21 protein-coding genes are annotated in these 24,589 nt (G+C 64.3%); 12 read left to right on the top strand and 9 right to left on the bottom strand.

Going from position 1 to position 24,589, the window contains the following annotated elements; genetic code table 11:
- Positions 1-70: 70 nt before the first annotated feature.
- Both JNC62_RS02470 and JNC62_RS02465 read left to right on the top strand, forming a co-directional pair.
- Positions 71-1,021 carry a glycosyltransferase family 2 protein gene (locus tag JNC62_RS02470; protein ID WP_374835679.1) on the top strand — a complete coding sequence of 317 codons (951 nt, stop codon included), beginning with the start codon at positions 71-73 and terminating at the stop codon, positions 1,019-1,021.
- Position 1,022: 1 nt separating this feature from the next.
- On the top strand, positions 1,023-2,528 hold the full coding sequence (locus JNC62_RS02465) for an ArnT family glycosyltransferase (RefSeq protein WP_374835593.1): 1,506 nt from the start codon (positions 1,023-1,025) through the stop codon (positions 2,526-2,528).
- Positions 2,529-2,676: 148 nt separating this feature from the next.
- Here JNC62_RS02465 and JNC62_RS02460 read toward each other — a convergent pair whose 3' ends face one another.
- A complete protein-coding gene (locus tag JNC62_RS02460) occupies positions 2,677-4,038 on the bottom strand; it encodes an aspartate aminotransferase family protein (protein WP_374835677.1) in 1,362 nt (453 codons plus the stop codon).
- Between the two features lie 202 nt (positions 4,039-4,240).
- Here JNC62_RS02460 and JNC62_RS02455 point away from each other — a divergent pair, with 202 nt between their 5' ends.
- A complete protein-coding gene (locus JNC62_RS02455; protein WP_374835676.1) occupies positions 4,241-5,599 on the top strand; it encodes a glutamine synthetase family protein in 1,359 nt (452 codons plus the stop codon).
- 4 nt (positions 5,600-5,603) lie between these two features.
- On the opposite strand, the gene JNC62_RS02450 is transcribed toward JNC62_RS02455, so the two are convergent.
- The gene (locus JNC62_RS02450) at positions 5,604-6,539 is read right to left on the bottom strand and encodes a diacylglycerol/lipid kinase family protein (protein ID WP_374835591.1); all 936 of its coding nucleotides are present in this window, start codon (positions 6,537-6,539) and stop codon (positions 5,604-5,606) included.
- Positions 6,540-6,859: 320 nt separating this feature from the next.
- Between JNC62_RS02450 and JNC62_RS02445 the strand changes: the two genes are divergently transcribed.
- Together JNC62_RS02445 and JNC62_RS02440 are read left to right on the top strand one after the other, a co-directional pair.
- Entirely contained in the window at positions 6,860-8,107 is a 1,248-nt protein-coding gene (locus JNC62_RS02445; protein WP_374835589.1) for an MFS transporter, read from the top strand.
- 139 nt (positions 8,108-8,246) lie between these two features.
- Positions 8,247-8,675: a DoxX family protein gene (locus tag JNC62_RS02440; protein ID WP_374835587.1), complete on the top strand. Its 429-nt coding sequence runs from the start codon at positions 8,247-8,249 to the stop codon at positions 8,673-8,675.
- Between the two features lie 46 nt (positions 8,676-8,721).
- Here the strand turns inward: JNC62_RS02440 and JNC62_RS02435 are convergent, their stop codons facing one another.
- A complete protein-coding gene (locus JNC62_RS02435) occupies positions 8,722-9,195 on the bottom strand; it encodes an Lrp/AsnC family transcriptional regulator (protein WP_374835585.1) in 474 nt (157 codons plus the stop codon).
- A 141-nt stretch (positions 9,196-9,336) separates the two neighbouring features.
- Here JNC62_RS02435 and JNC62_RS02430 point away from each other — a divergent pair, with 141 nt between their 5' ends.
- On the top strand, positions 9,337-10,242 hold the full coding sequence (locus JNC62_RS02430) for a DMT family transporter (protein ID WP_374835583.1): 906 nt from the start codon (positions 9,337-9,339) through the stop codon (positions 10,240-10,242).
- A 284-nt stretch (positions 10,243-10,526) separates the two neighbouring features.
- Here JNC62_RS02430 and JNC62_RS02425 read toward each other — a convergent pair whose 3' ends face one another.
- The 4 genes from JNC62_RS02425 to JNC62_RS02410 form a co-directional block, all read right to left on the bottom strand.
- Positions 10,527-11,414, bottom strand: a complete 888-nt coding sequence (locus JNC62_RS02425) for an ABC transporter permease (protein ID WP_374835581.1) — start codon at positions 11,412-11,414, stop codon at positions 10,527-10,529.
- Between the two features lie 107 nt (positions 11,415-11,521).
- Complete coding sequence (locus JNC62_RS02420; protein WP_374835579.1) at positions 11,522-12,520, bottom strand: ABC transporter substrate-binding protein; 999 nt, start codon at positions 12,518-12,520, stop codon at positions 11,522-11,524.
- A 317-nt stretch (positions 12,521-12,837) separates the two neighbouring features.
- Positions 12,838-13,455 carry a L,D-transpeptidase gene (locus JNC62_RS02415; RefSeq protein ID WP_374835577.1) on the bottom strand — a complete coding sequence of 206 codons (618 nt, stop codon included), beginning with the start codon at positions 13,453-13,455 and terminating at the stop codon, positions 12,838-12,840.
- A 282-nt stretch (positions 13,456-13,737) separates the two neighbouring features.
- Positions 13,738-15,402: an electron transfer flavoprotein-ubiquinone oxidoreductase gene (locus JNC62_RS02410; RefSeq protein WP_374835575.1), complete on the bottom strand. Its 1,665-nt coding sequence runs from the start codon at positions 15,400-15,402 to the stop codon at positions 13,738-13,740.
- A gap of 285 nt (positions 15,403-15,687) precedes the next feature.
- Between JNC62_RS02410 and JNC62_RS02405 the strand changes: the two genes are divergently transcribed.
- The 6 genes from JNC62_RS02405 to JNC62_RS02380 all read left to right on the top strand — a co-directional run bounded on the left by JNC62_RS02405 (position 15,688) and on the right by JNC62_RS02380 (position 21,071).
- Complete coding sequence (locus tag JNC62_RS02405) at positions 15,688-16,977, top strand: Hsp70 family protein (protein ID WP_374835573.1); 1,290 nt, start codon at positions 15,688-15,690, stop codon at positions 16,975-16,977.
- A 75-nt stretch (positions 16,978-17,052) separates the two neighbouring features.
- Complete coding sequence (locus tag JNC62_RS02400) at positions 17,053-17,841, top strand: SDR family oxidoreductase (RefSeq protein ID WP_374835572.1); 789 nt, start codon at positions 17,053-17,055, stop codon at positions 17,839-17,841.
- Positions 17,842-17,958: 117 nt separating this feature from the next.
- Positions 17,959-18,852: a uracil-DNA glycosylase gene (locus JNC62_RS02395; RefSeq protein WP_374835570.1), complete on the top strand. Its 894-nt coding sequence runs from the start codon at positions 17,959-17,961 to the stop codon at positions 18,850-18,852.
- A 196-nt stretch (positions 18,853-19,048) separates the two neighbouring features.
- Positions 19,049-19,225 (top strand): hypothetical protein, encoded by a 177-nt coding sequence (locus JNC62_RS02390; protein ID WP_374835568.1) that lies wholly within the window; start codon positions 19,049-19,051, stop codon positions 19,223-19,225.
- 66 nt (positions 19,226-19,291) lie between these two features.
- The gene (locus JNC62_RS02385) at positions 19,292-19,435 is read left to right on the top strand and encodes a hypothetical protein (protein ID WP_374835567.1); all 144 of its coding nucleotides are present in this window, start codon (positions 19,292-19,294) and stop codon (positions 19,433-19,435) included.
- 352 nt (positions 19,436-19,787) lie between these two features.
- On the top strand, positions 19,788-21,071 hold the full coding sequence (locus tag JNC62_RS02380; RefSeq protein WP_374835565.1) for an MFS transporter: 1,284 nt from the start codon (positions 19,788-19,790) through the stop codon (positions 21,069-21,071).
- A gap of 36 nt (positions 21,072-21,107) precedes the next feature.
- Here the strand turns inward: JNC62_RS02380 and JNC62_RS02375 are convergent, their stop codons facing one another.
- Together JNC62_RS02375 and JNC62_RS02370 are read right to left on the bottom strand one after the other, a co-directional pair.
- On the bottom strand, positions 21,108-22,046 hold the full coding sequence (locus JNC62_RS02375; RefSeq protein ID WP_374835564.1) for a DMT family transporter: 939 nt from the start codon (positions 22,044-22,046) through the stop codon (positions 21,108-21,110).
- 193 nt (positions 22,047-22,239) lie between these two features.
- Positions 22,240-24,543: a xanthine dehydrogenase family protein molybdopterin-binding subunit gene (locus JNC62_RS02370; protein WP_374835562.1), complete on the bottom strand. Its 2,304-nt coding sequence runs from the start codon at positions 24,541-24,543 to the stop codon at positions 22,240-22,242.
- Positions 24,544-24,589 lie beyond the last annotated feature (46 nt).

Genomic DNA, 24,589 nt, shown 5'->3' with positions numbered 1-24,589 from the left:
GGAGAAAGAACCGTTGCAAGAGAAGTCCCAAACCGTCGCTGCAACCGCGCTCGAGCCAAGCGGCATCGAAATGTCGATCGTCGTGCCCGTCTTCAATGAAGAGGAGAGCGTCGAACTTCTGATCGCGCGTGTCTGCGAGGCGATGGAGGGCTACGACAAGGCGTGGGAACTGATCCTCGTCGACGACGGCAGCACCGACGGCACGCTCGCCAAGGCGCGTCGTTCGCTCGAGCGCCCGGCCCTGCGCCTTGCAATCGTCGAACTGCAGCGCAATTTCGGCCAGACGGCGGCGATGCAGGCCGGCATCGATGCGGCGACCGGACGGCTGATCGCTACCCTCGACGGTGACCTCCAGAACGATCCGTGCGACATCCGCGCCATGGCAAAGGCATTGGAGGATCGCGAACTCGATCTTCTCGTCGGCTGGCGCAAGAACCGCAAGGACGGGCTCTTCCTGCGCAAGATCCCTTCGTGGTGCGCCAACGCGCTGATCGGGCGGATCACCGGCGTTCGCCTGCACGACTACGGCTGCAGCCTGAAGCTCTATCGTGCCTCGATCATCAAGCAGGTCAAGCTGATGGGCGAGATGCACCGCTTCATTCCGGCCTGGGTGGCCGGCGTCGTGCCCTCCTCGCGAATCGGCGAAATGGTGGTGACCCATCACCCGCGCACGCTCGGCACGTCGAAGTACGGCATCTCCCGCACCTTCAGAGTCATCCTCGATCTCCTCTCGGTGCTGTTCTTCATGCGCTACAAGGCGCGGCCGGGCCACTTCTTCGGCTCGATCGGCCTTGCCGCGGGCGCGCTCAGCGCGCTGATCCTCGGCTACCTCTTCATCGACAAGGTCGTCTTCGGCAACGATATCGGTACCCGCCCGCTGCTGCTCATCGGCTTCATGCTGTTCCTGTCGTCGGTCCAGTTGATCACCACCGGCATCCTGGCCGAGATGATAGCCCGCACCTATTTTCGCGACGACGACACGCCGAACTATGTCGTAAGGCAAACGTTCCGGCACAATTGAGATGACACGGTTCCTGCGCGCCTCGCCGAACGCGGTGTTCCTGCTGCTCGCCGGCTATTTCCTGCTGAACTTGCTCGTGCGCCTCGCCATGCCGGACTCGCTGGAGCGGGACGAGGCGCAGCAGATCCTGCTGTCGCAGTGGCTGGCGGCCGGCTACGACACGCAGCCTCCCTTCTACAACTGGCTGCAATACGCGGTCATCAAGGTCACCGGTCCGAGCGTCTTCGCGATCAGCTTCTTAAAAAACCTGGTTCTGTTCCTCGCCTATTTCTTCTACGGACTGGCGGCTCGTACCGTCCTGAAGGATCGCGATCTGGCGATCATCGCGACGCTGGCGCTGCTGACGGTGCCGCAGATCGCCTTTGAGGCGCAGCGCGACCTGACGCATACCGTCGCCGTCATCTTCGCAACCTCGCTGTTCTTCTACGGCTTCTTCCGCACGCTCGCCGCCCCGACTGCGGCGTCCTACCTCCTCACCGGGCTCGCCATCGGCATCGGCCTTATCTCGAAATACAATTTTGCCCTGCTGCCCGCCGCCGCGCTGCTCTCGGTGCTCCTTGACCGAGAGTGGCGGTCGCGCCTGTTCGACTGGAGGCTGCTGTTGACGATTGCCGCCAGTGCCGCAATCGTCGCCCCGCACGTGCTCTGGCTCGCCGATCACCTCGGCCTTGCGACCGAGCGGACGATGGAAAAGCTCAGCGAGGGGACCACCGGCTTGTCGTCGCGGATCGGTGGCGGATTTGCATCGCTGGCCCTGGCCATCCTCAGCTTTTCGAGCGTGACCGTCATCGTCTTCGCGGCGGTGTTCCGCGAATCCCTGTGGAAGGCGCTTTCGCACGGCAACCGGTGGACCGCGCTGATCGAGCGGATGATGGTCGTCTTCCTGCTGGCGCTGTCGCTGCTCATCGTCTTCGGGGGGGCCGAGCACATCAAGGACCGCTGGCTGACGCCGCTGTTGCTGATCCTGCCACTCTATCTCTGCCTCAAGGTGGAGGCAGCCGGCGGACAGGACGCACTGCACCTGAAACGCTTCCTCCCGGTTCCCCTCATCGTCATGCTCGCCGTACCGGCGATCCTGTTCGGCCGCGTCGCAATGGCCGGATTGACGGGCGACTATCAGAAGCTGAACGTTCCCTATGCCGCCTTCGCGGCCCATGTCCGGGCGACCGACCACATCGTTCCCGCCGCGATCCTGACGACCGACACGCATCTCGCCGGCAATCTGCGCCTGCAGTTTCCCGAAGTGCCGGTTGTTTCGAACAGCTATTCCGGCTTCGCGCCCAAGATGGCGATCAGCCACCAATCGCCGCTATTGCTGGTCTGGCGGTTCGAACCCGGAGCCGAACCGGCGGCTCCTGCCGATCTGCTGACCGAGGCGGAGCGCTTGCTGGATGGCGCCATTGGCACCTCTCCGATCGTGCACACGGCCGAACTGCCCTATCACTACGGCCGGGCGCAAGATGTCTACACGTTCAGCTACGCGTGGGTTTATCCGGCTGCGGAGTAGCGCGTTCCCCGTCTCATCCCGCCACGCCGGACCTGCCGTCGGCATCCAGCGCAAAAGATTCTGCGCCGCAGTCACGGCACTGCTGGATGCCGGATCGAGGCCGGCTTGACGGAGGCCAGCCGGCCTCCGTCACAAACGCGATGCGGCCTCAGCCCTTCATCACCTTCCAGGCGTGATCGAGCCCCTTGCGGGTGATCTCGATCATCTGATCGATCTCGCCGCGGGTGATGACCAGTGGCGGCGAGAACAGCATGCGGTCGCCGGTGGCCCGCAGGACCAGGCCGTTGGCGAGGCAGTGATTGCGGACCTCGACACCGGCCCGCTCGCGATCTTCGAACCGCTTGCGGGTCGACTTGTTCTCGGCAAGCTGGACCGCGGCCATCAGGCCGGCCGACTGCGTCTGGCCCACCATCGGATGATCTTCCAACGACTTCAAGCCGGCCGCCAGATAGGGACCGACGTCGTCATGGACGCGCTCGACCAGCTTCTCCTCCTCGATGATGCGCAGGTTTTCCAGCGCCGCTGCGGCGCAAACCGGATGGCCGGAATAGGTGAAGCCGTGGTTGAAGTCGCCCACTTCATTGACCAGCACGTCGGCGACACGATCGCTGACCATGACGCCGCCGATCGGCAGGTAGCCGGAGGAGAGACCCTTGGCGATCGGGGCAAGATCGGGCTCGACGCCGAAATGCTGGTGGCCGAACCAATGACCGGTGCGGCCGAAACCGCAGATGACCTCGTCGGTCACGAGCAGGATGTTGCGCGCCTTGCAGATGCGGGCGATTTCCGGCCAGTAGGTTTCCGGCGGCACGATGACTCCCCCCGCCCCCTGGATCGGCTCGGCGACGAAGGCCGCGACGTTGTCCTCGCCCAACTCGTCGATCTTCGCTTCCAGTTCACGGGCCATCTTCAGGCCGAAATCGGCCGGCGAGAGATCCCCGCCCTCGCCGTACCAGTAGGGCTGGCCGATGTGAACGATGCCGGCGATCGGCAGGTCGCCCTGCTCGTGCATCCACTTCATGCCGCCGAGCGAGGCGCCGGCAACGGTGGAACCGTGATAGCCGTTGACGCGCGCGATCACCGTCTTCTTCGTCGGCTTGCCCATGGCAGCCCAATAGACGCGCGCCATGCGGAACCAGGTGTCGTTGGCCTCCGAACCGGAACCGGTGAAGAAGACGCGGTTGATGTTCGGGCCGGCATGAGACGTGATCTTCTGTGCCAGAAGCACTGTCGGCGGCGTGGTCGTGCCGAAGAAGGTGTTGTAGTACGTCAGCTCGTTCATCTGCTTGTAGGCGGCGTCGGCAATCTCCTTGCGGCCATAGCCGATGTTGACGCACCACAGCCCGGCGAAACCATCGAGATATTTCTTGCCGTGATTGTCATAGATGTAGCAGCCTTCACCGCGCTCGATGATACGGGTGCCGGCCGCATTCAGCTTTTTCATGTCGGAGAAGGGATGAAGATGATGGGCGGCATCAAGCGCACCGATATTGGAGAGGGCGGCATGCATATTCGACATGAATGGCTTCCTTGGGTTTCACAGGGTTTTCGCCAATTCCACCTCAGACCGGCGAAAGCTCCCTGACGCATTGAACGACGGGTCAGAATGGGCTAGGAAAATGCCCACCTGACAGGCATTTGGCAATAGAGCGGCGCAAGAATCGCTTACCGCCGAGTGACCTTTGAACAACCCTCCAGAGTGAAAATTGACCATGATCAACGAAAACCCGGTGGCCGGCACCACGCCCGCCAATGCTCCCTCCCGTATCGAAATCCTCCTCGTCGGCATGAACGGCGATCTGCGCGGCAAGCAGATCCCGATCGAAGCGGAGAAGAAGGTCTGGGAAGGGACCGTCCGCCTGCCCTCGTCCACCCAGTCGCTCGACATCTGGGGCGATGACAACGACGACATCACCGGGTTGTCCATCTCGATCGGAGACCCCGACGGCAACTGCATTCCCGACCGCCGCTCGCTTACCGCCTTGCCGTGGGCGCCGGCAGGCTCCAAGCAGGTGCTCGCCACCATGCACGAACTCGACGGCACGCCGAGCTTCATGTGCCCGCGCGCGATCCTGGCAAACCTGCTGAAGCGCTTCGAGGCGCGCGGACTGACGCCGGTGGTTGCCACCGAACTCGAATTCTACGTGGTCCAGGACGACTGGCGTGTGACCGGCAAGCCGCGCCCGCCGGAACGGCTGATGTACCGCGACCAGCCGAACGGCTTCCAGCTCTACGACATGGGCGCCGTCGACGCGCTCGAGGACTACCTGCAGACGGTACGCACCTGGGCGCGCGACATGGAACTGCCGGCGGACGCCACCACGGCGGAATTCGGCCAAGGGCAGTTCGAGATCAACCTCCTGCACCGGCCCGACGCGCTCGCCGCCGCCGACGATTGCATCTATCTCAAGCGCGTCGCCGAGCAGGCCGCGCGCCGGCACGGGCTGAAATCCACGTGCATGGCCAAGCCGTACGCCGACCAGGCCGGCTCCGGCCTGCATGTGCATGCCAGCATCATCGACAGGGACGGCCGCAACATTCTCGACGCCAAGGGCGGCGATCCGAAGAAGCTGAAGTCGATCTGCGCCGGCATGCTGAAGACGATGCGCGACGCGCAACTGATCTTCGCACCCTTTGCCAACTCCTACCGCCGCTTCCAGCCGGGCTCGTTCGCACCGGTGGACATCGACTGGGGCTTCGGCCATCGCGGCACCGCGATCCGCATTCCGGACAAGGACGGTCCCGCCGCACGCGTCGAGCACCGTGTCGCCGGCGCGGACGTCAACCCCTACCTGCTGCTGACGGCCATTCTCGGCGGCATCCTGCTCGGCCTGGACGAGGACCTCGATCCCGGTCCGGCGACGGAACCCGGCCAGGATCCGGTCGGCACCCAGCGGCTGACGCACGACTTCCTGACGGCGGTCGAGGAGTTTTCCGCCTCGCCCTTCATCGCCGACGTCTTCGGCCCGCGTTACCAGAAGCTCTACGGCGACACCAAGCGCAAGGAAGCGATCACCTACCTGCGCACGGTCTCCGACTTCGACTACCAGACCTACCTGCCGCGGATCTGAGGCTTCAGGCGGCCGCTTGCGGCTTTTGCGTTGATTGTGTCGCCACCTGCGGCACGATCACCTTCAATTCGCCGGCGTGCAGCCGCAAGGAGACATCGCGGCCCATCGGCAGCAGTTCGCCGTCAATGACGCAGTTGACGGCGCGGTCGATCTTGGGAAAGTGCAGTTCGACCGCGCTCCCCGTCATCTCGGTGACGGCGGTGTTCTCCCGCAACCGCCCGCGCAGGATGTCGTAGGCCAGCCGTGCGACGCCGGACGTCGTCAGCGGCTGGGCGACGTAAATGCCCAGGTGTCCGCCGGTCACGGCATCCGCGTAGAGCAGCGAATCATTGCCGAAACGATTGTTCGATACGTTGATCGCCGAGACCATCTGGTGCTCTCGGACGCCATCGACGTCGTACTCGACCTCGAATCGCGGCGGATCGAGCATGACACCGATCGCCGCGCGAACATTTGCGGCCATCTTGCCGGGCCGCGAGCGGTAGGTCATGGCGTTGCGCAACCGCACCATGCGGGCGTGCATCCCGGCAGAAAACTGATGGACGAAGGCGCGGCCGTTGGCGCTGCCGATATCCGCGTCGGTGACGGTTCCCCCGGCCAGCGCATCGACCGCCTGCCAGATGTTGAGCGGAATGCGCAGCGAACGGGCAAACAGGTTCATGGTACCCGCCGGCACGACGCCGAGGCTGATGCCGCTCTCCCAGGCAAAGCCGGCTGCGGCCGAGATCGTGCCGTCGCCGCCGCCGGCAAGCATGGCGTCGAGATCGGTCCGCCCGGCGCAGCGGCGCAACGCCATCTCGATGTCCGCTCCCTCGACGACATCGCAATCGAGGTGATGACCCGCCGCGGCGAAAACCGTCTCGGCGTGCCGCACATAGGCTTCCATGTCGGTGGTGCGGAAGGTGCCTCCGTCCTTGTTGAATATCGCCTGGATCCGCATCTTGGTTCTCCGAACTCTCGCACCAACGCCCTCCCCGAAACGTTCCAGGCAATTAAACAGTTGCAAAGCGGCAAAATAGCAGCAGCCGCCGAGACGGCGCCGGTCCGGTAGCCGCAGCGGCAGTGCTGCCATGCAAAAAATAGCCATAGGAATTGCCGCGAATGGTGCTACTTTCGCCGCCGTCCGCGGCCTTCGCGGGCCGATCTTATTGTTTTCCAGGCATGGCCGTCGGCCGGAGCGTCTGCGAGGCACCCAGGAGGAGGGTGACTGCGCGAACTCTGTCTGTGTGCCGCGCGTTGGGCCATCACACGGAAGACGACGTGACCGAACTGCGCATCCCCGCCGAGGCTGCTCCTTCCTCCCGGCAGCCCGCCCTCTCCGCCCTGACCGTCACGCTGATCATCGTCGCGCTTGCCGTCGGCAGCTTCGGCATCGGAACAGGCGAATTCGCGATCATGGGACTGTTGCCGGACGTGGCCACGACCTTTGACGTCACCAATGCGCAGGCCGGCTACGTCATCAGCGCCTATGCGTTCGGCGTCGTCGTCGGGGCCCCGGTCCTTGCGGTCCTCGGCGCGCGGTTCCGCCGGCGCGATCTGCTTCTGGCCTTCATGGCCGTGTTCGCGATCGGCAACCTTGCGAGCGCGCTTGCGCCTACGTTCGAGAGCTTCATCCTGATGCGCTTTCTGACCGGCCTGCCGCACGGCGCCTATTTCGGCGTGGCGGCCCTGGTCGCCGCCTCGATGGTGCCGGCAAACAGGCGCACGCAGTCCGTCGGCAAGGTCATGCTCGGACTGACGCTGGCGACCCTGATCGGCACCCCGCTCGCCGCTTTCTTCGGCCAGATGCTCGACTGGCAGTTCATGTTTGCCGCCGTCGGCGTCACCGGCGCCCTCACCGTCATCCTGATCGCCGTCTTCCTGCCGCGCGACGAGGCCCCGATCGGCATCAACGCCCTGACGGAACTGGAAGCGCTGAAACGCAAGCAGGTGTGGCTGACGCTCGGAATCGCCGCAACCGGCTTCTGCGGCATGTTCGCCGTCTTCACCTACATTTCGCCGATCGTCACCGAGGTTGCCGGCCTTTCGCTGTCGATGGTGCCGGTGATCATGGTGGTGTTCGGCTCGGGCATGATCGTCGGTAACATCTTCGGCGCCAGGCTCGCCGACCTGTCGCTGGTGCGCACAATCGGATGGACGCTGTCCATCTACTTCATCGTGCTCGTCACCCTGTCGCTGACGGCCCACATTCCGGCGATGCTGTTTATCTGCTGCTTCCTGATCGGCTGCAGCTTCGTCGTCGGACCGGCCCTGCAGACGCGCCTGATGGACGTTGCCGGCAACGCGCAGACGCTTGCCGCCGCGCTGAACCATTCGGCCTTCAACGTCGCCAATGCGCTAGGCGCGCTGTTCGGCGGCCTCGCCATCGGCCACGGTTACGGCTACGCCTCGATGGGCTTTGTCGGTGCGATCATGGCCGTTTGCGGCTTCGCCGTCTTCTGGATCTCCGTTGCCATCGAGCGCCGCGACCGGAACATCGCCGTGCTCGCCGCCTGCGCGGCGGAGTAGGCGCGCGCAAACCGGGTGTTACCACGGTGACACCCGCAGGTACCCGCTCTGATAGAGATGTCTCCGACGACCCAAGCAGGGTCGATACCGGCGCCGCCAGACGGCACCGGAGAAACCAACATGTCACTCGGAGATTGCAATGCCTCGCTCTATCGACTCGCTCACCGGCTCGGACTGGTTCGGCTATTTCGCCCGCATCGTGCTGACCTCGATGTTCTGGACGAGCGGTCTCGCCAAACTCCTCGACTTCGACGCCGGCATCGCCGAGATGGCTCATTTCGGATTGGAGCCGGCCCCCTTCTTCAACGTGGCGGTCGCACTGACGCAACTCTTCGGCTCCGCCTTCATCATCGCCAATCGGCTGACGTGGCTGGGCGCCGGCATGCTTGCCGTCTTCACCGCCCTGACCATTCCGATCGCGCATGCCTTCTGGACCATGGAAGAGCCGATGCGCACGCTGGAATTCTACTTCGTGGCGGAGCACGTCACCGTGATCGGCGCGCTGATGGTCGTCGCCTGGAAAGCCAGCCACCCCGATGTCATGAACACGGTTGCCGCTGCAAAGTAGCGGCAAAGGGGCGCTGCCCTCCCCACAACCCGGGGCGGCGTCCCGCTTACCGCAAGTCAGGCAGCTTCAGCGGACCGCCGGTCTTGATCGTGCGGATCGCGAAGTTGGAACGGATGTCGGAGACGCCGGGCAGCGTCAGGAGTGTGTCGGTCAGGAGCCGTTCGTAGGCCGCAAGGTCGGCCACCACCACCTCCGCCAGGAAATCGGCATTGCCCGAAATCAGGAAGCAGGACACGACCTCCGGAATGGCCAGCAGCGCTTCCTGCTGCGACAGCGCATTGTGCAGATTGTGGCGGTCGACCTTGATCTCGACGAAGACGGTCAGGCCGAGGCCGACCTCCTTGCGATCGATGTCCGCCCGGTATCCCTTGAGAATGCCCGCCTTCTCCAGATTGCGGATCCGGCGCAGGCAGGGCGACGGCGACAGGTTCACCCGCTCGGCGATCTCGACATTGGTGGCGCGTGCATCCTCCTGGAGAATGCGCAGGATCGCGATATCGAATCTATCGAGACTTGGCATCTTTTCGACCTATAGCCGCGACATTTGGCAGATAGTTGCGCAGAATACTTTCTCCTAGCCACATTTCGCAAGGACATGCCTCGGCATTCGGCAGTAATTTTTCGGTCTGGAACAGCCCTGGACCGCATGGAGATATGCCGCATGTCCGTTTCGACCGTCTCTTCCACCGAGCGCACCTCGGCCGCGGCCGGCTATGCCGGCGCGATCGTCACGGTGCTGATTTGGGCAACCTGGGTGCTCGCCACCCGCCATAGCGGCTCCACATCGCTGACCACGATCGACGTCGGCCTGCTTCGCTATGGCGTGCCCGCCATCTTCCTGGCGCCGATCTGGTTGCGCATGGGTCTGTTTCCCAAGGGCGTGCCGTTGCGGCTGATCATCATGATGGTCGCCGGCGCCGGCGCGCTGTTCTTCCAGGTGACCGCCCATGCGCTGCATTCCACGCCGGCCGCCGCCGGCGGCATCCTGCTCGGCGGCTCGATGCCGCTCGCAACCGCTATGATCGGCATCGCCGTTTTCAACGAACGTCCGGACCGGATGCGCGTGCTGGGTCTCGCAGCCATCCTCGCGGGGCTGGCGATCCTGCTCGCAAAGGCCGTCCTTTCGGGCGGCATGACGCTCACCGGCTTCGTCCTGCTCCCGCTTGGCGGTCTGTTGTGGGCCGGCTATACCCACGCCTTCCGTCGCTCCGGCCTGACACCGCTGCAGGGCGGCGCCCTGATCGCGAGCTGGTCGACCCTGATCCACCTCGCTCTGGCGGCACTCTTCGGCACGACGCTCGCCGCCGCCCCGCTACCGGAAATGGCGGTGCAGTTCACCAGCCAGGGGGTTCTCTCCGGGCTCGTCGCCACCTTCGCCTATGGCACCGCCATCCGCGCGCTCGGCGGAACACAGGCTGCGGCATTCACCGCGATCACGCCGGTTCTGGTGACGCTTGGCGGCGGCTTGCTGCTCGGCGAACCGCTCGGCATGACGGAAATGGTCGCCGCCGTCGTCACCGGCGCCGGGGTCGCGCTCTCCACCGGCATTCTGTCGAAGCGGGCGTGAGGCCGCCGCGGCGCCAACGAAACAGGCCCCGGCGAGCAATCACCGGCGCCGTTCGGGCTGGTAACACTGGCACTGCGTGCGCTCCCTGCCTCCCATCGGGCCTTCGGGCTGTCTCACTGGCGCCGCGAGCGCTCCCCTCACCTCCGTCACACCGGACTTGATCCGGGGTGCAGCCGCGCCGCGTCGGCGGCGCGTAAGAGTCATTGCGTTCGAGGACTTGAGCGCGCTGGTTGCCGGGTCAAGCCCGGCATGACGGTTCAATTTGGTCGCCGCCCAATCACCCCTTACCCGTGCACGATCTCGCGGTGGCGCTGCAGGCGCTTGCCGTAGGCCTGGCTGACGCGGTCGAAGATGATGGCGATGCCGACAATGGCCATGCCATTGAAAATGCCGAGGGTGAAGTACTGGTTGGCGATCGCCTTCAGCACCGGCTGTCCGAGCCCCTGCACACCAATCATCGAGGCGATGACCACCATCGCCAGCGCCATCATGATCGTCTGGTTGATACCAGCCATGATGGTTGGCAGCGCCAGCGGCATCTGCACGTTCTTCAGTTTCTGCCAGTTCGAGGACCCGAAGGCATCCGCCGCCTCCAGCACGTCCTTGTCGACCAGCCGGATGCCGAGATTGGTCAGGCGGATCATCGGCGGGATCGCATAGATGACCACGGCGATCAGGCCGGGCACCTTGCCGATGCCAAGCAGCATCACGACCGGGATGAGATAGACGAAGCTCGGCATAGTCTGCATCACGTCGAGGATCGGATTGACCATGTTCTGGACACGATCGGAACGCGACATGACAATGCCGAGCGGAATGCCGATCGCGATCGACAGCACGGTACAGACGAAGATCATCGAGATCGTCTTCATCGTGTCGTCCCACATGTCGAAGTAGCCGATGACGAGCAGCGTGCCGATGCAGCCGGCGACGATCTTCCAGTTGCGGCTGGCAAGCCAGGCGATCAGCGCGATCGCGATCAACACGATCGGCCAGGGCGTGCGCGTCATCAGCCGCTCGGACTGGATCAGAAAGAATTGCAGCGGATCGAAGAAGGATTCGATGCTGTCGCCATAGGCGCGCGTGAAGGTCCTGAACCCTTCATCGATCGCCTTTTTCAACTCGCGCAGCGAGTCGTCGTTCATATGCGGAAAGCTGGTGAGCCAGTCCATGCGGTTTCCCCTATCGTCGTTGTCTTGCGCCAACGGGCGGTCTTCCGCTGGCGGAAAAGACGACAGGCGGCGCGATGGTCGCGCCGCCTGTCGTCAAACCTTCCGAATCAGAGGGATGCCTTGATCTTTTCGGCCGCTTCCGGCGATACCCAGGGGGTCCAGAGCGCCTCGTTCTCCTTGAGGAAGTGCTTGGCGCCGTCCTCGCCGCTCGCCTGGTTGTCGGTCATCCACGCCATCAACTTGTTGACGGTGTCGTTGGACCAGGCGCGCTTGTTCAGATACTCCATGACGTCGGCGCCGGCGCGCTCGGAGAAGCCCTTGGTGACGAGCGTCTGCACCTTGTCCTTCGGCCAGTCGTTCTTCTTCGGGTCCGGGCAATCGGCGACGGTGTTGCAGCGCTTCCATTCAGCTTCGTCATAGGGAACGCCGTGCTCGAGCTTCACCATCTCGTACTTGCCGAGAAGCGCCGTCGGCGCCCAGTAGTAGCCGACCCAGCCCTGCTGGCGCTCGTAGGCCTTGGCGATCGAGCCGTCGAGGCCGGCAGCAGATCCGGTATCGATCAGGTTGAAGCCCGCCGCTTCGCCGCCATAGGCCTTGAAGAACTGCGTCGTTGCCAGCGTGCCACCCCAGCCCTGCGGACCGTTGTGAACCGCGCCCTTGCTGGAATCTTCCGGATCCGGGAACAGTTCCGGGTGCTTCAGCGCGTCGTCGATCGTCTTAATGTCGGGATTGGCGTCGGCGATGTACTTCGGAATCCACCAGCCCTGCACGGCGCCATCGGACAGCGCGACGGCGGCGCCGACAAGCTTGCCTTCAGAAAGACCGCGGTTGACGACGTCTGGCAGCAGGTCGACCCAGCCTTCCGGCGCGAGATCCGGCTCGCCCTTTTCAATCATCGAGGTAATGGTCGGAACGGTGTCACCGACGATGATCTCGGCGTTGCAGCCATAGCCTTCGCTAAGGACGATCTTGTCGAGGCTCGCCAGAACTTCGGCGCTCTGCCAGTTCATGCTGGCGATGGTCACGTCGCCGCACTCGGCAGACGCGGCGCTCGCCATGCCAAACAGGCCAAAAGCGAGACAGGTGGTTGCAAGCAGGTGTTTCATGTCGGTTTCCCTCGTTATATTAGCGGCGGTGAACGCACCCCCGATGTCCGACTGCACCGCCGCAACCGGCATCATGATTCGTTGCGAAGCCTCGTCGACCACTCCCGTCGACGAAATTGAATCCGCTCCGCAAATAGGAGTTTTGCAGGTGTGTAAAGGAATGTCGATCAATAAGCGCCCGAGACTGGCCCGGTTGCGCCATGGCGGATCAAATCACGGATAAAATTCGGTTGAGTAAATCTTCACCAGCGCGATAAACGTGCAACAAGACCGACCGGGTGACAGAACGTGATATTTTGTTCAACTTGTATCGGCACTTAGGCCTGATGCACGACGACCCTGTCACCCACGTTTACGCGCTCGTAAAGATCAATCACATCATGGTTGAGCATCCGGATGCAACCGCTCGATACCGCGTGACCGATCGTTTGAGGCTGGTTTGTGCCGTGGATGCGGAACATGGTGTCGTTGCCGCCCCGGTAGAGGTAGATGGCACGGGCGCCGAGCGGATTGTGCGGCCCGCCGGAGACACCGCCTGCGTATTTCAAGTTCTTCTCGGGCTCGCGGCGGATCATGTTGGGCGTCGGCGTCCAGCTCGGCCATTCGGCCTTTCGACCGACGTAGGCATTGCCGGAAAGGGTCAGACCTTCGCGCCCGACCCCGATACCGTAGCGCATCGCCCGGCCTTCCCCGAGGACATAGTAGAGCCGGCGCGCCGGGGTATCGACGACGATCGTTCCGGGCGCATGGGCCGTCTCGTAGGCGACCTCCTGCCGGCGCAGTTCCGGCTTGATCCGGTCGAGCGGCATGGCTGGCAGCGGGAACTGCTCGTCCGGCCGGGCCGCGTAATTTGCCCGGTGGTTCGGATAGTTGGTCGAGCAGCCGGCCAGCACTGCCGAGAGGCCAAACACCAGGGTGCGACGGGAAATCGGCATGGTCAATTCCTAAGGTTCGGTGGTTACAACCAAACCTAGGGACATCATGGTTAATGACCGGTAAAATTGCCGCGATCGCGTGTGCGCGTCACCTTCACGCGTGGTTGAACGAAGACCGCCGCGACCGCCGACCGGACCGAGCATTGCCTGCTCGGTCGCAGCGACCCTTCGCCACGTGTTCGAACGGTGGTCCGGGCGGGCCGGACCGAACATTACATGTTCGGATAGACCGGCCCTTCGCCACTCATTGCTGACGGTGGTCCGGGCGGGCCGGACCGAACATTACATGTTCGGATAGACCGGCCCTTCGCCACCTTGTGGCGGAACCCAGTTGATGTTCTGGTTCGGGTCCTTGATGTCGCAGGTCTTGCAGTGGACGCAGTTCTGCGCGTTGATGACGAACACGTCCTTGCCGTCCTTCTGCACCCATTCGTAGACGCCGGCCGGACAGTAGCGCGTCGAGGGGCCGGCATAGACGTCCAGCTCCGAGGTCTTCTGCAGTTCCGGGTTCTTCAGCTGCAGATGGATCGGCTGGTCTTCCTCGTGGTTGGTGTTCGACAAGAACACCGAGGAGAGCCGGTCGAAGGTGAGAACGCCGTCGGGTTTCGGATAGTCGATCTTCTGGTGCTTTGCCGCCGGCTCCAGCGAAGCGGCGTCGGTCTTGCCGTGCTTCAGCGTACCGAAGAAGGAGAAGCCGAACAGCGTGTTGGTCCACATGTCGAGACCGCCGAGCGCGACGCCGATCGCGGTGCCGAACTTCGACCACAGCGGCTTGACGTTGCGGACCTTCTTCAGGTCCTGGCCGATCGCGCTGTCGCGCCAGCCGTTCTCGATCTCGATCGGCTCGTCATGGGCGCGGCCGGTGGCAATCGCATCGGCCAGCTTCTCGGCGGCAAGCATGCCGGAGAGCACCGCGTTGTGGCTGCCCTTGATGCGCGGCACGTTGACGAACCCGGCCGAACAGCCGATCAGCGCCCCTCCCGGGAACGACAGCTTCGGCACCGACTGGTAGCCGCCTTCGGTGATGGCGCGGGCGCCATAGGACAGCCGCTTGCCGCCCTCGAAGGTGCCGCGGATCGCCGGGTGTGTCTTGAAGCGCTGGAACTCCTCGAACGGGAACAGCCACGGGTTCTTGTAGTTCAGGTGGACGACGAAGCCGACGGCGACGAGATTGTCTTCCAGGTGATAGAGGAACGAACCGCCGCCGGTCTTCATGCCGAGCGGCCAGCCGAAGGAGTGCTGCACGAGCCCCGGCTTGTGGTGCTCCGGCTTCACCTCCCAGAGCTCCTTCAGGCCGATGCCGAACTTCTGCGGCTCACGGTCCCTCTGCAGGTCGAATTTGGCGATCAGTTGCTTGGCGAGCGAGCCGCGCACGCCTTCGCCGATCAGGGTGTACTTGCCGAGCAACGCCATGCCGCGGGTGTAGTTCAGGCCCGGCTCGCCGTCGCGGCCGATGCCCATGTCGCCGGTGGCGACGCCGATCACCGCACCCTCGTCGTTGTAGAGCACTTCGGTGGCGGCAAAGCCCGGATAGATCTCGACGCCGAGCGCTTCGGCATGGGTGGCCAGCCAGCGACAGACATTGCCGAGCGAGACGATGTAGTTGCCGTGGTTGTTCATCAACGGCGGCATGAAGGCGTTCGGCAAGCGGATCGAGCCAGCCGGGCCGAGGAACAGGAACTGATCGTCCGTCACTTCGGTCTTGAACGGATGATCGCTTTCCTCGCGCCAGCCCGGCAGCAGCCGATCGATACCGATCGGATCGACGACGGCGCCGGACAGGATGTGCGCGCCAACTTCCGCGCCCTTCTCCAGCACGACGACCGACAGTTCGGGATTGACCTGTTTCAGCCGGATCGCTGCGGCAAGGCCGGCGGGCCCCGCGCCGACGATCACCACGTCGAATTCCATGCTCTCGCGCTCGGGAAGGTCCATCGCTTCAGTCACTCTATTGCCTCCAGATTCAGCCGTCCCCCGACAGCCAACCATTCGTTGGATTTTCTCATGACAAATGCACAAAGCCTTGTCGAGCCAAGCTTTGACAAACACTCATCGCTTTTGTGCATGGGATGATGCATCGATATCAGATCGCCCCGTCCTCCGGGGCGGCGCGGGGCCGATATCGACGGCGGCTGTCTCAGATGCGCCACGGACGCCATATCCGCCTTGCTTTTGCCCGCCCGCCATGGGAGGAGGCGCGCCCGTCCGTCCCCTCACCGCATCGGATACGTCATGACAACCGCATTTGGCCTCGATTTCGGCACCACCAATTCCGTTCTGGCGACGGCCTGCGGCACAACGACGCAGTCGGTGCGGCTCGACACACCCGTTGGCGAAGCCGACACGCTGCGGACGGCGCTTTCCTTCATGAAGAAGAATGCGCACGAACTTTCATTTGAGGCCGGTCAGGCGGCGATCGCCCAGTTCATCGACAATCCCGGCGAATGTCGATTCCTCCAGTCGATCAAGACGTTCGCCGCCTCGCCGCTGTTCCAGGGCACGCTGATCTTCGCCAGGCGCTACCAGTTCGAAGACATCATGCATGCCTTCCTGTCGCGGCTGCGCGACTATGCCGGGGCGGCCTTCGACGACCAGGCCGGACGCGTGGTAGTCGGGCGCCCCGTGCGCTTTGCCGGCAGCAACCCGGACGAAGCGCTGGCGACCGAACGCTACAACGCGGCGCTGACCCGCTTCGGCTTTCCGGAGATCCACCACGTCTACGAGCCGGTCGCCGCCGCCTTCTATTTCGCCCGCAATCTCGATCGCGATGCCACCGTGCTCGTCGCCGATTTCGGCGGAGGCACCACCGACTACTCGCTGATCCGTTTCGAAAGCCATGCCGGGCGGCTGACGGCAACCCCGCTCGGCCATTCCGGCGTCGGCGTCGCCGGCGACAATTTCGACTTCCGTATTATCGACAACATCGTCTCGCCGATGATCGGCAAGGGCACACTGTTCAAGAGCTTCGACAAACTGCTCGAAGTGCCCTCCGGCTACTACGCGAATTTCGGGCGCTGGAACCAGCTGTCGATCTTCAAGACGCTGCGCGACTTCACCGAGTTGAAGAAACTGGTGCGGGTCAGCCTTGAGCCGGAAAAGCTCGAGGCCTTCGTCGACCTGATCGAGCACGACGAGGGCTATCCGCTCTATCAGGCCGTGTCGGCGACCAAGATGCGCCTTTCCGCTGCCGAGGAGACGGTTTTCTCCTTCGCCCCGCTCGGTGACAAGGCCACGCGGACTGTCCTTCGGTCCGACTTCGAGCAGTGGATCGCCCCTGAACTGGAGCGGATCGAGGGAGCGCTCGACGACGTGCTTACCAAGACCAACACCGAATGCGGCGACATCGACAAGGTGTTCCTGACCGGCGGCACCTCGTTTGTCCCGGCCGTGCGGCGGCTGTTCGAGCAGCGCTTCGCCCATGACCGGATCGAGAGCGGCGGAGAGCTGCTGTCGATCGCCCATGGCCTGGCATTGATCGGCGAACGCGACGATATCGCCGACTGGACGGCGAAGCTCTCTTGACCATCAGGCGGCAAAGTCGTTGATATGGCGCACGATTTCGCCAGGGACAATGAAACGGCGGCAAGGAGGGCAGACATGGAACTCGGCATCAAGGGAAAGCGGGCACTGGTTCTGGCCTCCTCGCGCGGACTGGGACGCGGCATTGCCGTGGCACTCGCACGCGAGGGCGCCGACGTGCTGCTGTGCGGCCGCAAAACCGACGAACTTTCTGCCAATTGCGCGGCGATCAATGCCGAGGGGAACGGCAGGGCTTCCTTTGCCAGGGCTGACCTTTTTGAAAGCGATGTCGTCGAGACGCTCGTCGCGGCGGTCGCGGAAAAACTCGGCGGGCTCGACATCCTCGTCAACAATTCCGGCGGCCCGACACCGGGATCGAGCGAGGACATGACGGCCGAACTGCTCGAAACCTACTTCAACGCGATGGTGCTGCGGCTGATCACCCTGACCAACCGCTTCGTGCCGCAGATGAAAGAGCAGCGCTGGGGCCGGATCCTCACGGTTGCGTCTTCCGGCGTGATCGAACCGATACCCGGCCTTGCGCTTTCCAACACGCTGCGCCCGGCCCTGGCCGGCTGGTCGAAGACGCTGGCGAATGAAGTCGCCCAATACGGCGTTACCTCCAACCTTCTCCTGCCGGGCAGCATTTTCACCGATCGGCTCAAGAGCCTCGACGCCGCCGCGGCGCAGCGCAGCGGAAAGTCGGTCGACGAGGTGAAAGCCGAATCGGAGCAGGCCATCCCGGCACGCCGCTACGGCACCGTCGAGGAGTTCGCCGCCACGGCGGCCTTCCTGTGCAGCCAGCCGGCGAGCTACGTCACCGGAAGCATCATCCGTTGCGACGGCGGCGCGGCCCGGTCCGTTTGACACCGGTTTGCCACACAGGTCGGACGACCTTCACCGACGGTCCCTGCATCACAGGCGGGATGGGCGCAGCGACGCCATGACTTGCCGCCGCCGAGGTCATTCCTGTATGGCTAGAGGATGATCTCCGCTTCAGACCTCGACGCCGCCGAACTGGCCGCCCTGCTCGCGTTTCACGCCGAGGCGGGCGTGGAGTGGCTGCTCGAAGAAACGCCGATCGACCGGATCGCGGAATTCGAGGCGATGCGCGCCGCGCATGCGGCGCGACAAGGCGCGGGCGACACGGCCGCTCGTTCCGAAAGCGGATCGAACAGGCAAACCACCAACGCCTCCCGCAGCGGTTCACAGCCGGCAACGCGCGCGGCGACGCCGGCCGCACCCGCTGTCGCCATCCCGGACAGCCAGGCCGTCGCCGACGCCGCCTTTGTCGCAAGCAGCGCCCGCTCGCTCGCCGAACTGAAGTCGGCCATGGACGCCTTTACCGGCTGCAACCTGAAGAACAGCGCGCGCGGCCTCGTCTTCGCCGAAGGCAATCCGCGGCCGGCGGTCATGGTGATCGGCCCGATGCCCAATGCCGATGACGATCGCGAGGGGCTGCCCTTCTCCGGGCGTCAGGGCGCGATGCTGGACCGGATGCTCGGCGGCATCGGCCTGAGCCGCGCCGACGTTGTCCTCACCAATGTCATCCCCTGGCGCCCGCCCGGCAACCGCGTGCCGTCGGCACCGGAAAGCGACATCTGCCGGCCGTTCATCGAGCGTCAGATCGAGCTGGTCGAGCCGAATTGCCTGTTGATCCTTGGCAATTTCGCCGCCCGCTTTTTCTTCGGCGGCACGCAGACGATCCACCAGCTTCGCGGCGAATGGCGCCAGGTTGTCGTTGGTGGACGAACGATCCCGGCATTTGCCACCCTGCACCCGCAGGATCTGGCCGCAGCCCCCATCAGCAAACGCCTTGCCTGGCAGGACCTGCTCGCTTTCCGCGCAGGGCTCGCATCGTCCGCCCACCCCGGGTGACAAAGAGCGGTGCCGGTTCCACCATTTCGTGACGGTTTCCTCGAACGCAACCGGGCGGTTCGATTCGCACGTTCGATGAACCGGAGATGACCAAAGCCGTGAGAATTGCGCATATCAGCCGGGCGCAATGTCGCATTGCAAAAGCAATGCTGCATTGCGATATAGGGCCAGGGAGGACAGTTTAAGGATATAAATCATGACCGCCCGCCTTCGCCCCATCCATTCGAGCTTCGAGACGCTGCGCTATGTCGGCTTCCGTCCGGCCAATGGTTTCGGCGGCTTGCGCGCTCCGGCTGTTGAACAGCTGACGGCCTCCGGCTACGCCCGCATCGATCGACCCGCCAGCATCTACGCCGACCTCGTCCAGCGCTGAGCCGCGAATTCGCCACGGGCGTCCCAATCCGGCGCGCCTTCGATGATACCGGACCGGGGCCGTGCAATGACAAGACTGCGCAAACTCATCTCCGACCTCCAGGACATTCGCACCGCGGTGAACGCCGCACGCGAATACAATGTGCTCGCGTCGCTGCCGCCCGATGCGGCCCAGCGGCGCGATCCGCTCAAGGCATTCCTGCCGAACTGACCGACGACGCCGGCGACCATGCAACGCAGGGGGGCTTCGGCGCCCCTTCTTGCCGACAACGTCCTGCACCGACCGTTCTTCCGTCATTCCGGACTTGGTTCGGCATCCAGTGCCCTCAAGTCACTGAGCGCAAGCGACTCGATCGCGCCGCAGACACGGCGCGGCTGGACCCCAAGTCCAGGGTGACGAGGAGGGACGACCGCGAAAAGCCCAGCGGCCCGAGCAGCAGTTCGGCGCTCCCTTCTTTGCGCCAGTGTTTGTCGCAATGGACGGCGCCACCGCGCTTGGTTACAGCCACACTCGCCCTGTCCGTCCACGCCATCCCGGCGTGCGCCCCTTCCTGCGGAAAGACATGCTGAAGAGCCTCGTCCCCTTCGTGAGCCTCCTGTTGTCCACGCTCTTGATGATGGTGGCGTTCGGGTTGCAGAGCTATGTCATTCCCGTCCGCTCGGTGGCGGAGGGCTGGTCGACCCAGACGATCACCTGGATCGCCACCGGTTATACGCTCGGCTTCACCGTCTCGTGCATCGTCACGCCGAAATTCGTCCTCGCCGTCGGCCATGTTCGCGTCTTCGTGGCGCTGGTCACGCTGCTGTCGATCGCCATCCTGCTCTGCTCGCTGGTGGTGGACTGGCGTGCCTGGATGCTGTTTCGCGCCATCTCTGGCTTTGCCATTTCCGGCAGCTACCTCATCATTGAGAGCTGGCTGAACGAACGGGTGACGAACGAGAACCGCGCCTCGGTCTTCTCGCTTTACGTGATGACCACCATGGTCGGCGGCATAGGCGGCCAGTATCTGGTGCCGCTCGGCGATCCCACCAACACGTCGCTGTTCATCCTCTGCGCCATCATTTTTTCCGTCTCGCTGCTTCCGACGGCCCTGACCTCCTCGCCGCTGCCCGCGCCCCCCACCCAGGCACGCTTCAACGTGCTCAAGCTCTACAGGCGTTCCCCCGTTGCCGTCGTCGGCGCCTTCCTGGCGGGCGCGCTGTCCGGCGGCTGGCTCAACCTCGGCGGCGTCTTCACCCAGCGGATCGGCCTGACGACCGCCCAGGGCGCGACCCTGCTTGCCGCCGTTCTCGTCGGCAGCGCGCTGTCGCAGATCCCGATCGGCCGCGCATCGGACCGCGTGGACCGGCGCGTGGTGATGGTCTTTTGCGGCCTCGTCGGTGTCGTCTCCTGCCTCGCCATGATCGCCGCCCAGGGCAGTTCGCCGACGGTGCTCTATGTCATGGCGGCAGCGGTCGGGTCGGTGCTCTTCCCGATCTATGCGCTGAACGTGGCGCATGCGAACGATCTCGCCCAGCCGGACGAATACGTCGAGGTCAACTCCGGCATGATGATCGTCTATGGGGTGGGCACCATCTCCGGCCCGCTGATGGTCGGGCCGGTCATGGACCGCTTCGGGCCCAGTTCGCTGTTTGCCGTCTTCACCCTCTGTTTCGCGCTCTACGGCGGCTATGCCGCATGGCGGATCATGCGCCGCGATGCGGCGAGCGGCCTGGTGGCGAAGACCGATTTTCGCGCGATGCCGGTGCAGCCGGTCGGCGCGGAGGCCACTGTGGTGGCGTCTGCGGCCGAGGGGACGAGCGACGTCGTGGCGGATACGACAACGCCGCAGTGGTCCAAGGTCTAACCAGGCTCGGCAGCCTCGAGGGGACAGCGGTCTCTGCTAGCCTTGCGGCGTCAGGTGACGGCGGGCGGCCTTTCTCTGCAGGCCGAGCCGGTGTTCGCGGGCGATGATGAAGATGCCCGCGGCAATCACGATGATTGTGCCGACCAGCATCGTCAGCGTGGGAATGTCGTCGAAAAGCAAGTAGCCGAACAGCATGCCCAGCACGATCGACGTGTATTCGAACGGGGCGATGGTGGAGACGTCGGCGTAGCGGTAGCTTGCCGTCAGCAGCAACTGCGCGACGCCGCCGCAGAACCCGGCGAGCGCCAGCAGCGTCAGCGCCTTTGCGCTGAGCTCGACCCAGCCGAAGGGCAGCGTCGCCAACGAGAAGACGGCGGCCGACAGGGAGAAATAGAGCACGATCGTCGGCGTCTTCTCCGTCTGGACCAGTTTGCGCACGAGGACCATCGCAATGGCACCGAGCGTCGCTGAGGCAAGAACGGCCACCGCTCCGAGGGCTTCGGCCATTCCGACCCCGCCCTCGCCGAACAGCGTCAGGCGTGGAAAGGTGATGATCGAGACCCCGAGCAAGCCGACCAGCACCGCCGACCAGCGATAGATCCCGACCGTTTCCTTGAGGAAGAGCGCTGCAATCATCACCGCAATCAGCGGCATGGCATAGCCGATCGCAATCGCCTCGGGCAGCGGCAGGTGGACGAGGCCGTAAAAGCCGAAGCTCATCGAGACGATGCCGACAAAGCCGCGCGCCAGATGGCCTCGCAGGTTCCGCGTGCGGAAGGACTGGAAAAGCTCGCCGCGCGCCGCGAGAAACACCACGATCGGCACCATGGCGAAGGCGGACCGGTAAAAGGTGATCTGGCCGGTCGTGATGTCCTTGCCGGCCGCCTTGATGAGCGTCGACATGCAGACGAAGATCACGACGGAGGAGACCTTCAGGAAGATCGCCTTCATCGGCTGCTGTTCGGCGAATTCCATGGGAAGGACGGACTTTCACTCACGACCGCGGCAGCGACGCCGGACGGCCTCGGGACGGGCTGGCAAATCGGTTGGCGCGATAGTAGCGCCCTATCCGGCGAAAGTGCGATCAATCTTCGTGATGCGGCAGCACAGCTTTTGATGGCCGAACGTTCCGGTCCTCTCACTGTCAGGGCTGCTCGGGACAGCCGCATCAACCACCGTTCAGCGCCTGCCAGACCTTCTGCGGCGTCGCCGGCATGTCGATGTGGTCGATGCCGCGCGCCCGGAAGAGCGCGTCCACGACCGCGTTCATCACCGCGGGACACGACCCGATCGTCGCCGCCTCGCCTGCCCCCTTTATGCCGAGCGCATTCGTCGTAGAGGGGACGTTGCGGGTGTCGAAGTGGAAGAACGGCAGGTCCTGGGCGCGCGGCAGGCCGTAGTCCATCAGCGTCGCCGTCAGCAGTTGGCCGTCGGGCGAATAGACCGTCTCCTCGTTCAGGCACTGGCCGATGCCCTGGACAATGCCGCCATGCACTTGCCCCAGCAGAAGGACGGGATTCACCGTCACGCCGAAATCGTCGACAACCTGATAGTTGACGATATCGACACGACCGGTGTCGGGATCGATCTCGACTTCGACGATATGGGTGCCGTTCGGATAGGTCGCCTCGTCCTGCACGATGTCGGACACGGCGATCAGGTCGTCCTGCGATTTCGCCGCAGCCGCTATCCCGGCGAAGTTCAACGACTGGTCCGTGCCGACAACGCGCGCCTCGCCCGCGACCAGTTCGATGTCGTCGACCGCAGCCTCCAACTCGTCGCCGGCGATGCGCTTCATCTTTTCGGCGAGGCCGTCGCTGGCGGCGGCAACGGAAACGCCGCCAAGCGGAATCGAACGCGAGCCGCCGGTTCCCCCGCCCCTGTCCAGTTCGGCCGTATCACCCTGGCGGACGATGATCTTGTCGAAGTCGATGCCGATCTTGTCGGCGATGAACTGGCTGTAGGCGGTGGCATGCCCCTGCCCGTTCGTCTGCGTGCCGATGAAGAGCGTGATCGTGCCGTCCTCGTTCAGCTTCAGCTTGGCGGGCTCCGAGCCGGCGAAAGCGCAGGCCTCGACATAGGTCGACATGCCGATTCCGCGGATCAATCCTCTTTCGGCGCTCTTTGCAGCGCGCACGGCAAAGCCGTCCCAGTCGGCCAGTTCCATCGCCTTGGTCATGTGACCATCGAATTCGCCGACGTCATAGAGCCGTCCGCCCTGGGTCCTGTAGGGGAACTTTTCCGGCCGGATGAAGTTGCGGCGCCGAAACTCCGCCGGCGACAGGCCGCTTTCGCGCGCTGCCTTGTCCACCAGCCGCTCGATTGCATAGGCCGCCTCGGGCCGCCCCGCGCCGCGATAGGCGTCGACGGGCGTGGTGTTGGTGTAGAAGGCGCGGATGTGCATGTCGAGCAAGGGAATGTCGTAGACGCCCGTTGCCATGATCGCCGCCATCGTCGGGATCATCGGTCCGTACTGCGAGAGATAGGCGCCCATGCTCGCATCCATCCGGATGCGCAGCGCCGTGATCTTGCCGCGCTCGTCCATGGCCGCGGCGGCATGCACGATGCTGTCGCGCCCATGCGAATCCGCCAGAAAATGCTCGGCGCGGCTGCCGACCCATTTCACCGGCCGCCCGAGCCGGCGGGCCGCCTCCAGGACCAGCGGATACTCGCGATAATTGAACGCCTTGGTGCCGAAGCCGCCGCCGACGTCCGGGGTGACGACGCGGATCTTCTCGGCCGGCATGCGGAAAACGTGCCCGGCGAGCGAACTGCGCACCCCATGCACGCCCTGCGATCCGCATGTCAGCGTGAAGCTCTGGCTTGCCGCGTCCCATTCACCGAGCGCCGCGCGCGGCTCCATGTAGTTGGCGACGAGACGGTTGTTGACGAGCGCGATCTCGGTGACCCGGTTTGCCTTCGCAAACGCCTCCGCCACCGGCGCCGGGTCGCCGGTCTGATGCTCGTAGACCAGATTGGAGCCGAGTTCCGGCCATACCAATGGCACGCCCTCGCCCTCGGCGGCCCCCCGGAGCGAAACGTTTGCCTCCTCCATCTGCCAGTCGATCTCGATCAGTTCCGCCGCGTCCTCGGCCTGGTCCTGCGTATCGGCGACGATGAAGGCCACGGCATCGCCGACGTGGCGGACGCGGTCGCGGCAGAGCACGGGGGCATTGCGTACCTGGTGTTTGCTGCCGTCCGGCTGGACGACCCGGGCAAGACACGGCACGTCGCCAAGCTCGGGTATGTCTTCCGCCGTCAGGATCAGGCGGATGCCGGGCGCTACGCGTGCGGCGTCCAGCGACATGATCTTGAACATCGCGACCGCATGCGGCGAACGCAGGACAAACCCGCGCAATTCACCCGGGCGCGCGATGTCGCCGGTATAGCACCCCTCGCCCTTGAGCAGCGGAAGGTCTTCCTTGCGCAACGCGGAAGCCCCCACTCCGAATTTCGGTGTAGCGATCGTCATGCCGGTCGTATTCCTGAGGTTTACCACAAGCGGTCGCGTGCGCCGC

It is taken from the genome of Mycoplana ramosa, assembly GCF_041930185.1.
In the GTDB taxonomy this organism is placed as follows: Bacteria; Pseudomonadota; Alphaproteobacteria; order Rhizobiales; family Rhizobiaceae; genus Mycoplana; species Mycoplana ramosa.
The sequence above is the reverse complement of the archived record's forward strand: the minus strand, read 5'-3'. Positions and strand labels throughout refer to the sequence as shown.

Excerpts from the sequence above, each read along its gene's own strand:
- JNC62_RS02425 (WP_374835581.1), bottom strand. The coding sequence starts at position 11,414 with ATGGACTGGCTCACCAGCTTTCCGCATATGAACGACGACTCGCTGCGC.
- JNC62_RS02440 (WP_374835587.1), top strand. The coding sequence starts at position 8,247 with ATGCCTCGCTCTATCGACTCGCTCACCGGCTCGGACTGGTTCGGCTAT.
- JNC62_RS02450 (WP_374835591.1), bottom strand. The coding sequence starts at position 6,539 with ATGCGGATCCAGGCGATATTCAACAAGGACGGAGGCACCTTCCGCACC.
- JNC62_RS02395 (WP_374835570.1), top strand. The coding sequence starts at position 17,959 with ATGATCTCCGCTTCAGACCTCGACGCCGCCGAACTGGCCGCCCTGCTC.
- JNC62_RS02370 (WP_374835562.1), bottom strand. The coding sequence starts at position 24,543 with ATGACGATCGCTACACCGAAATTCGGAGTGGGGGCTTCCGCGTTGCGC.
- JNC62_RS02470 (WP_374835679.1), top strand. The coding sequence starts at position 71 with ATGTCGATCGTCGTGCCCGTCTTCAATGAAGAGGAGAGCGTCGAACTT.
- JNC62_RS02380 (WP_374835565.1), top strand. The coding sequence starts at position 19,788 with ATGCTGAAGAGCCTCGTCCCCTTCGTGAGCCTCCTGTTGTCCACGCTC.
- JNC62_RS02390 (WP_374835568.1), top strand. The coding sequence starts at position 19,049 with ATGACCGCCCGCCTTCGCCCCATCCATTCGAGCTTCGAGACGCTGCGC.
- JNC62_RS02435 (WP_374835585.1), bottom strand. The coding sequence starts at position 9,195 with ATGCCAAGTCTCGATAGATTCGATATCGCGATCCTGCGCATTCTCCAG.
- JNC62_RS02430 (WP_374835583.1), top strand. The coding sequence starts at position 9,337 with ATGTCCGTTTCGACCGTCTCTTCCACCGAGCGCACCTCGGCCGCGGCC.
- JNC62_RS02415 (WP_374835577.1), bottom strand. The coding sequence starts at position 13,455 with ATGCCGATTTCCCGTCGCACCCTGGTGTTTGGCCTCTCGGCAGTGCTG.
- JNC62_RS02375 (WP_374835564.1), bottom strand. The coding sequence starts at position 22,046 with ATGGAATTCGCCGAACAGCAGCCGATGAAGGCGATCTTCCTGAAGGTC.
- JNC62_RS02465 (WP_374835593.1), top strand. The coding sequence starts at position 1,023 with ATGACACGGTTCCTGCGCGCCTCGCCGAACGCGGTGTTCCTGCTGCTC.
- JNC62_RS02405 (WP_374835573.1), top strand. The coding sequence starts at position 15,688 with ATGACAACCGCATTTGGCCTCGATTTCGGCACCACCAATTCCGTTCTG.
- JNC62_RS02385 (WP_374835567.1), top strand. The coding sequence starts at position 19,292 with ATGACAAGACTGCGCAAACTCATCTCCGACCTCCAGGACATTCGCACC.
- JNC62_RS02420 (WP_374835579.1), bottom strand. The coding sequence starts at position 12,520 with ATGAAACACCTGCTTGCAACCACCTGTCTCGCTTTTGGCCTGTTTGGC.
- JNC62_RS02460 (WP_374835677.1), bottom strand. The coding sequence starts at position 4,038 with ATGCATGCCGCCCTCTCCAATATCGGTGCGCTTGATGCCGCCCATCAT.
- JNC62_RS02400 (WP_374835572.1), top strand. The coding sequence starts at position 17,053 with ATGGAACTCGGCATCAAGGGAAAGCGGGCACTGGTTCTGGCCTCCTCG.
- JNC62_RS02455 (WP_374835676.1), top strand. The coding sequence starts at position 4,241 with ATGATCAACGAAAACCCGGTGGCCGGCACCACGCCCGCCAATGCTCCC.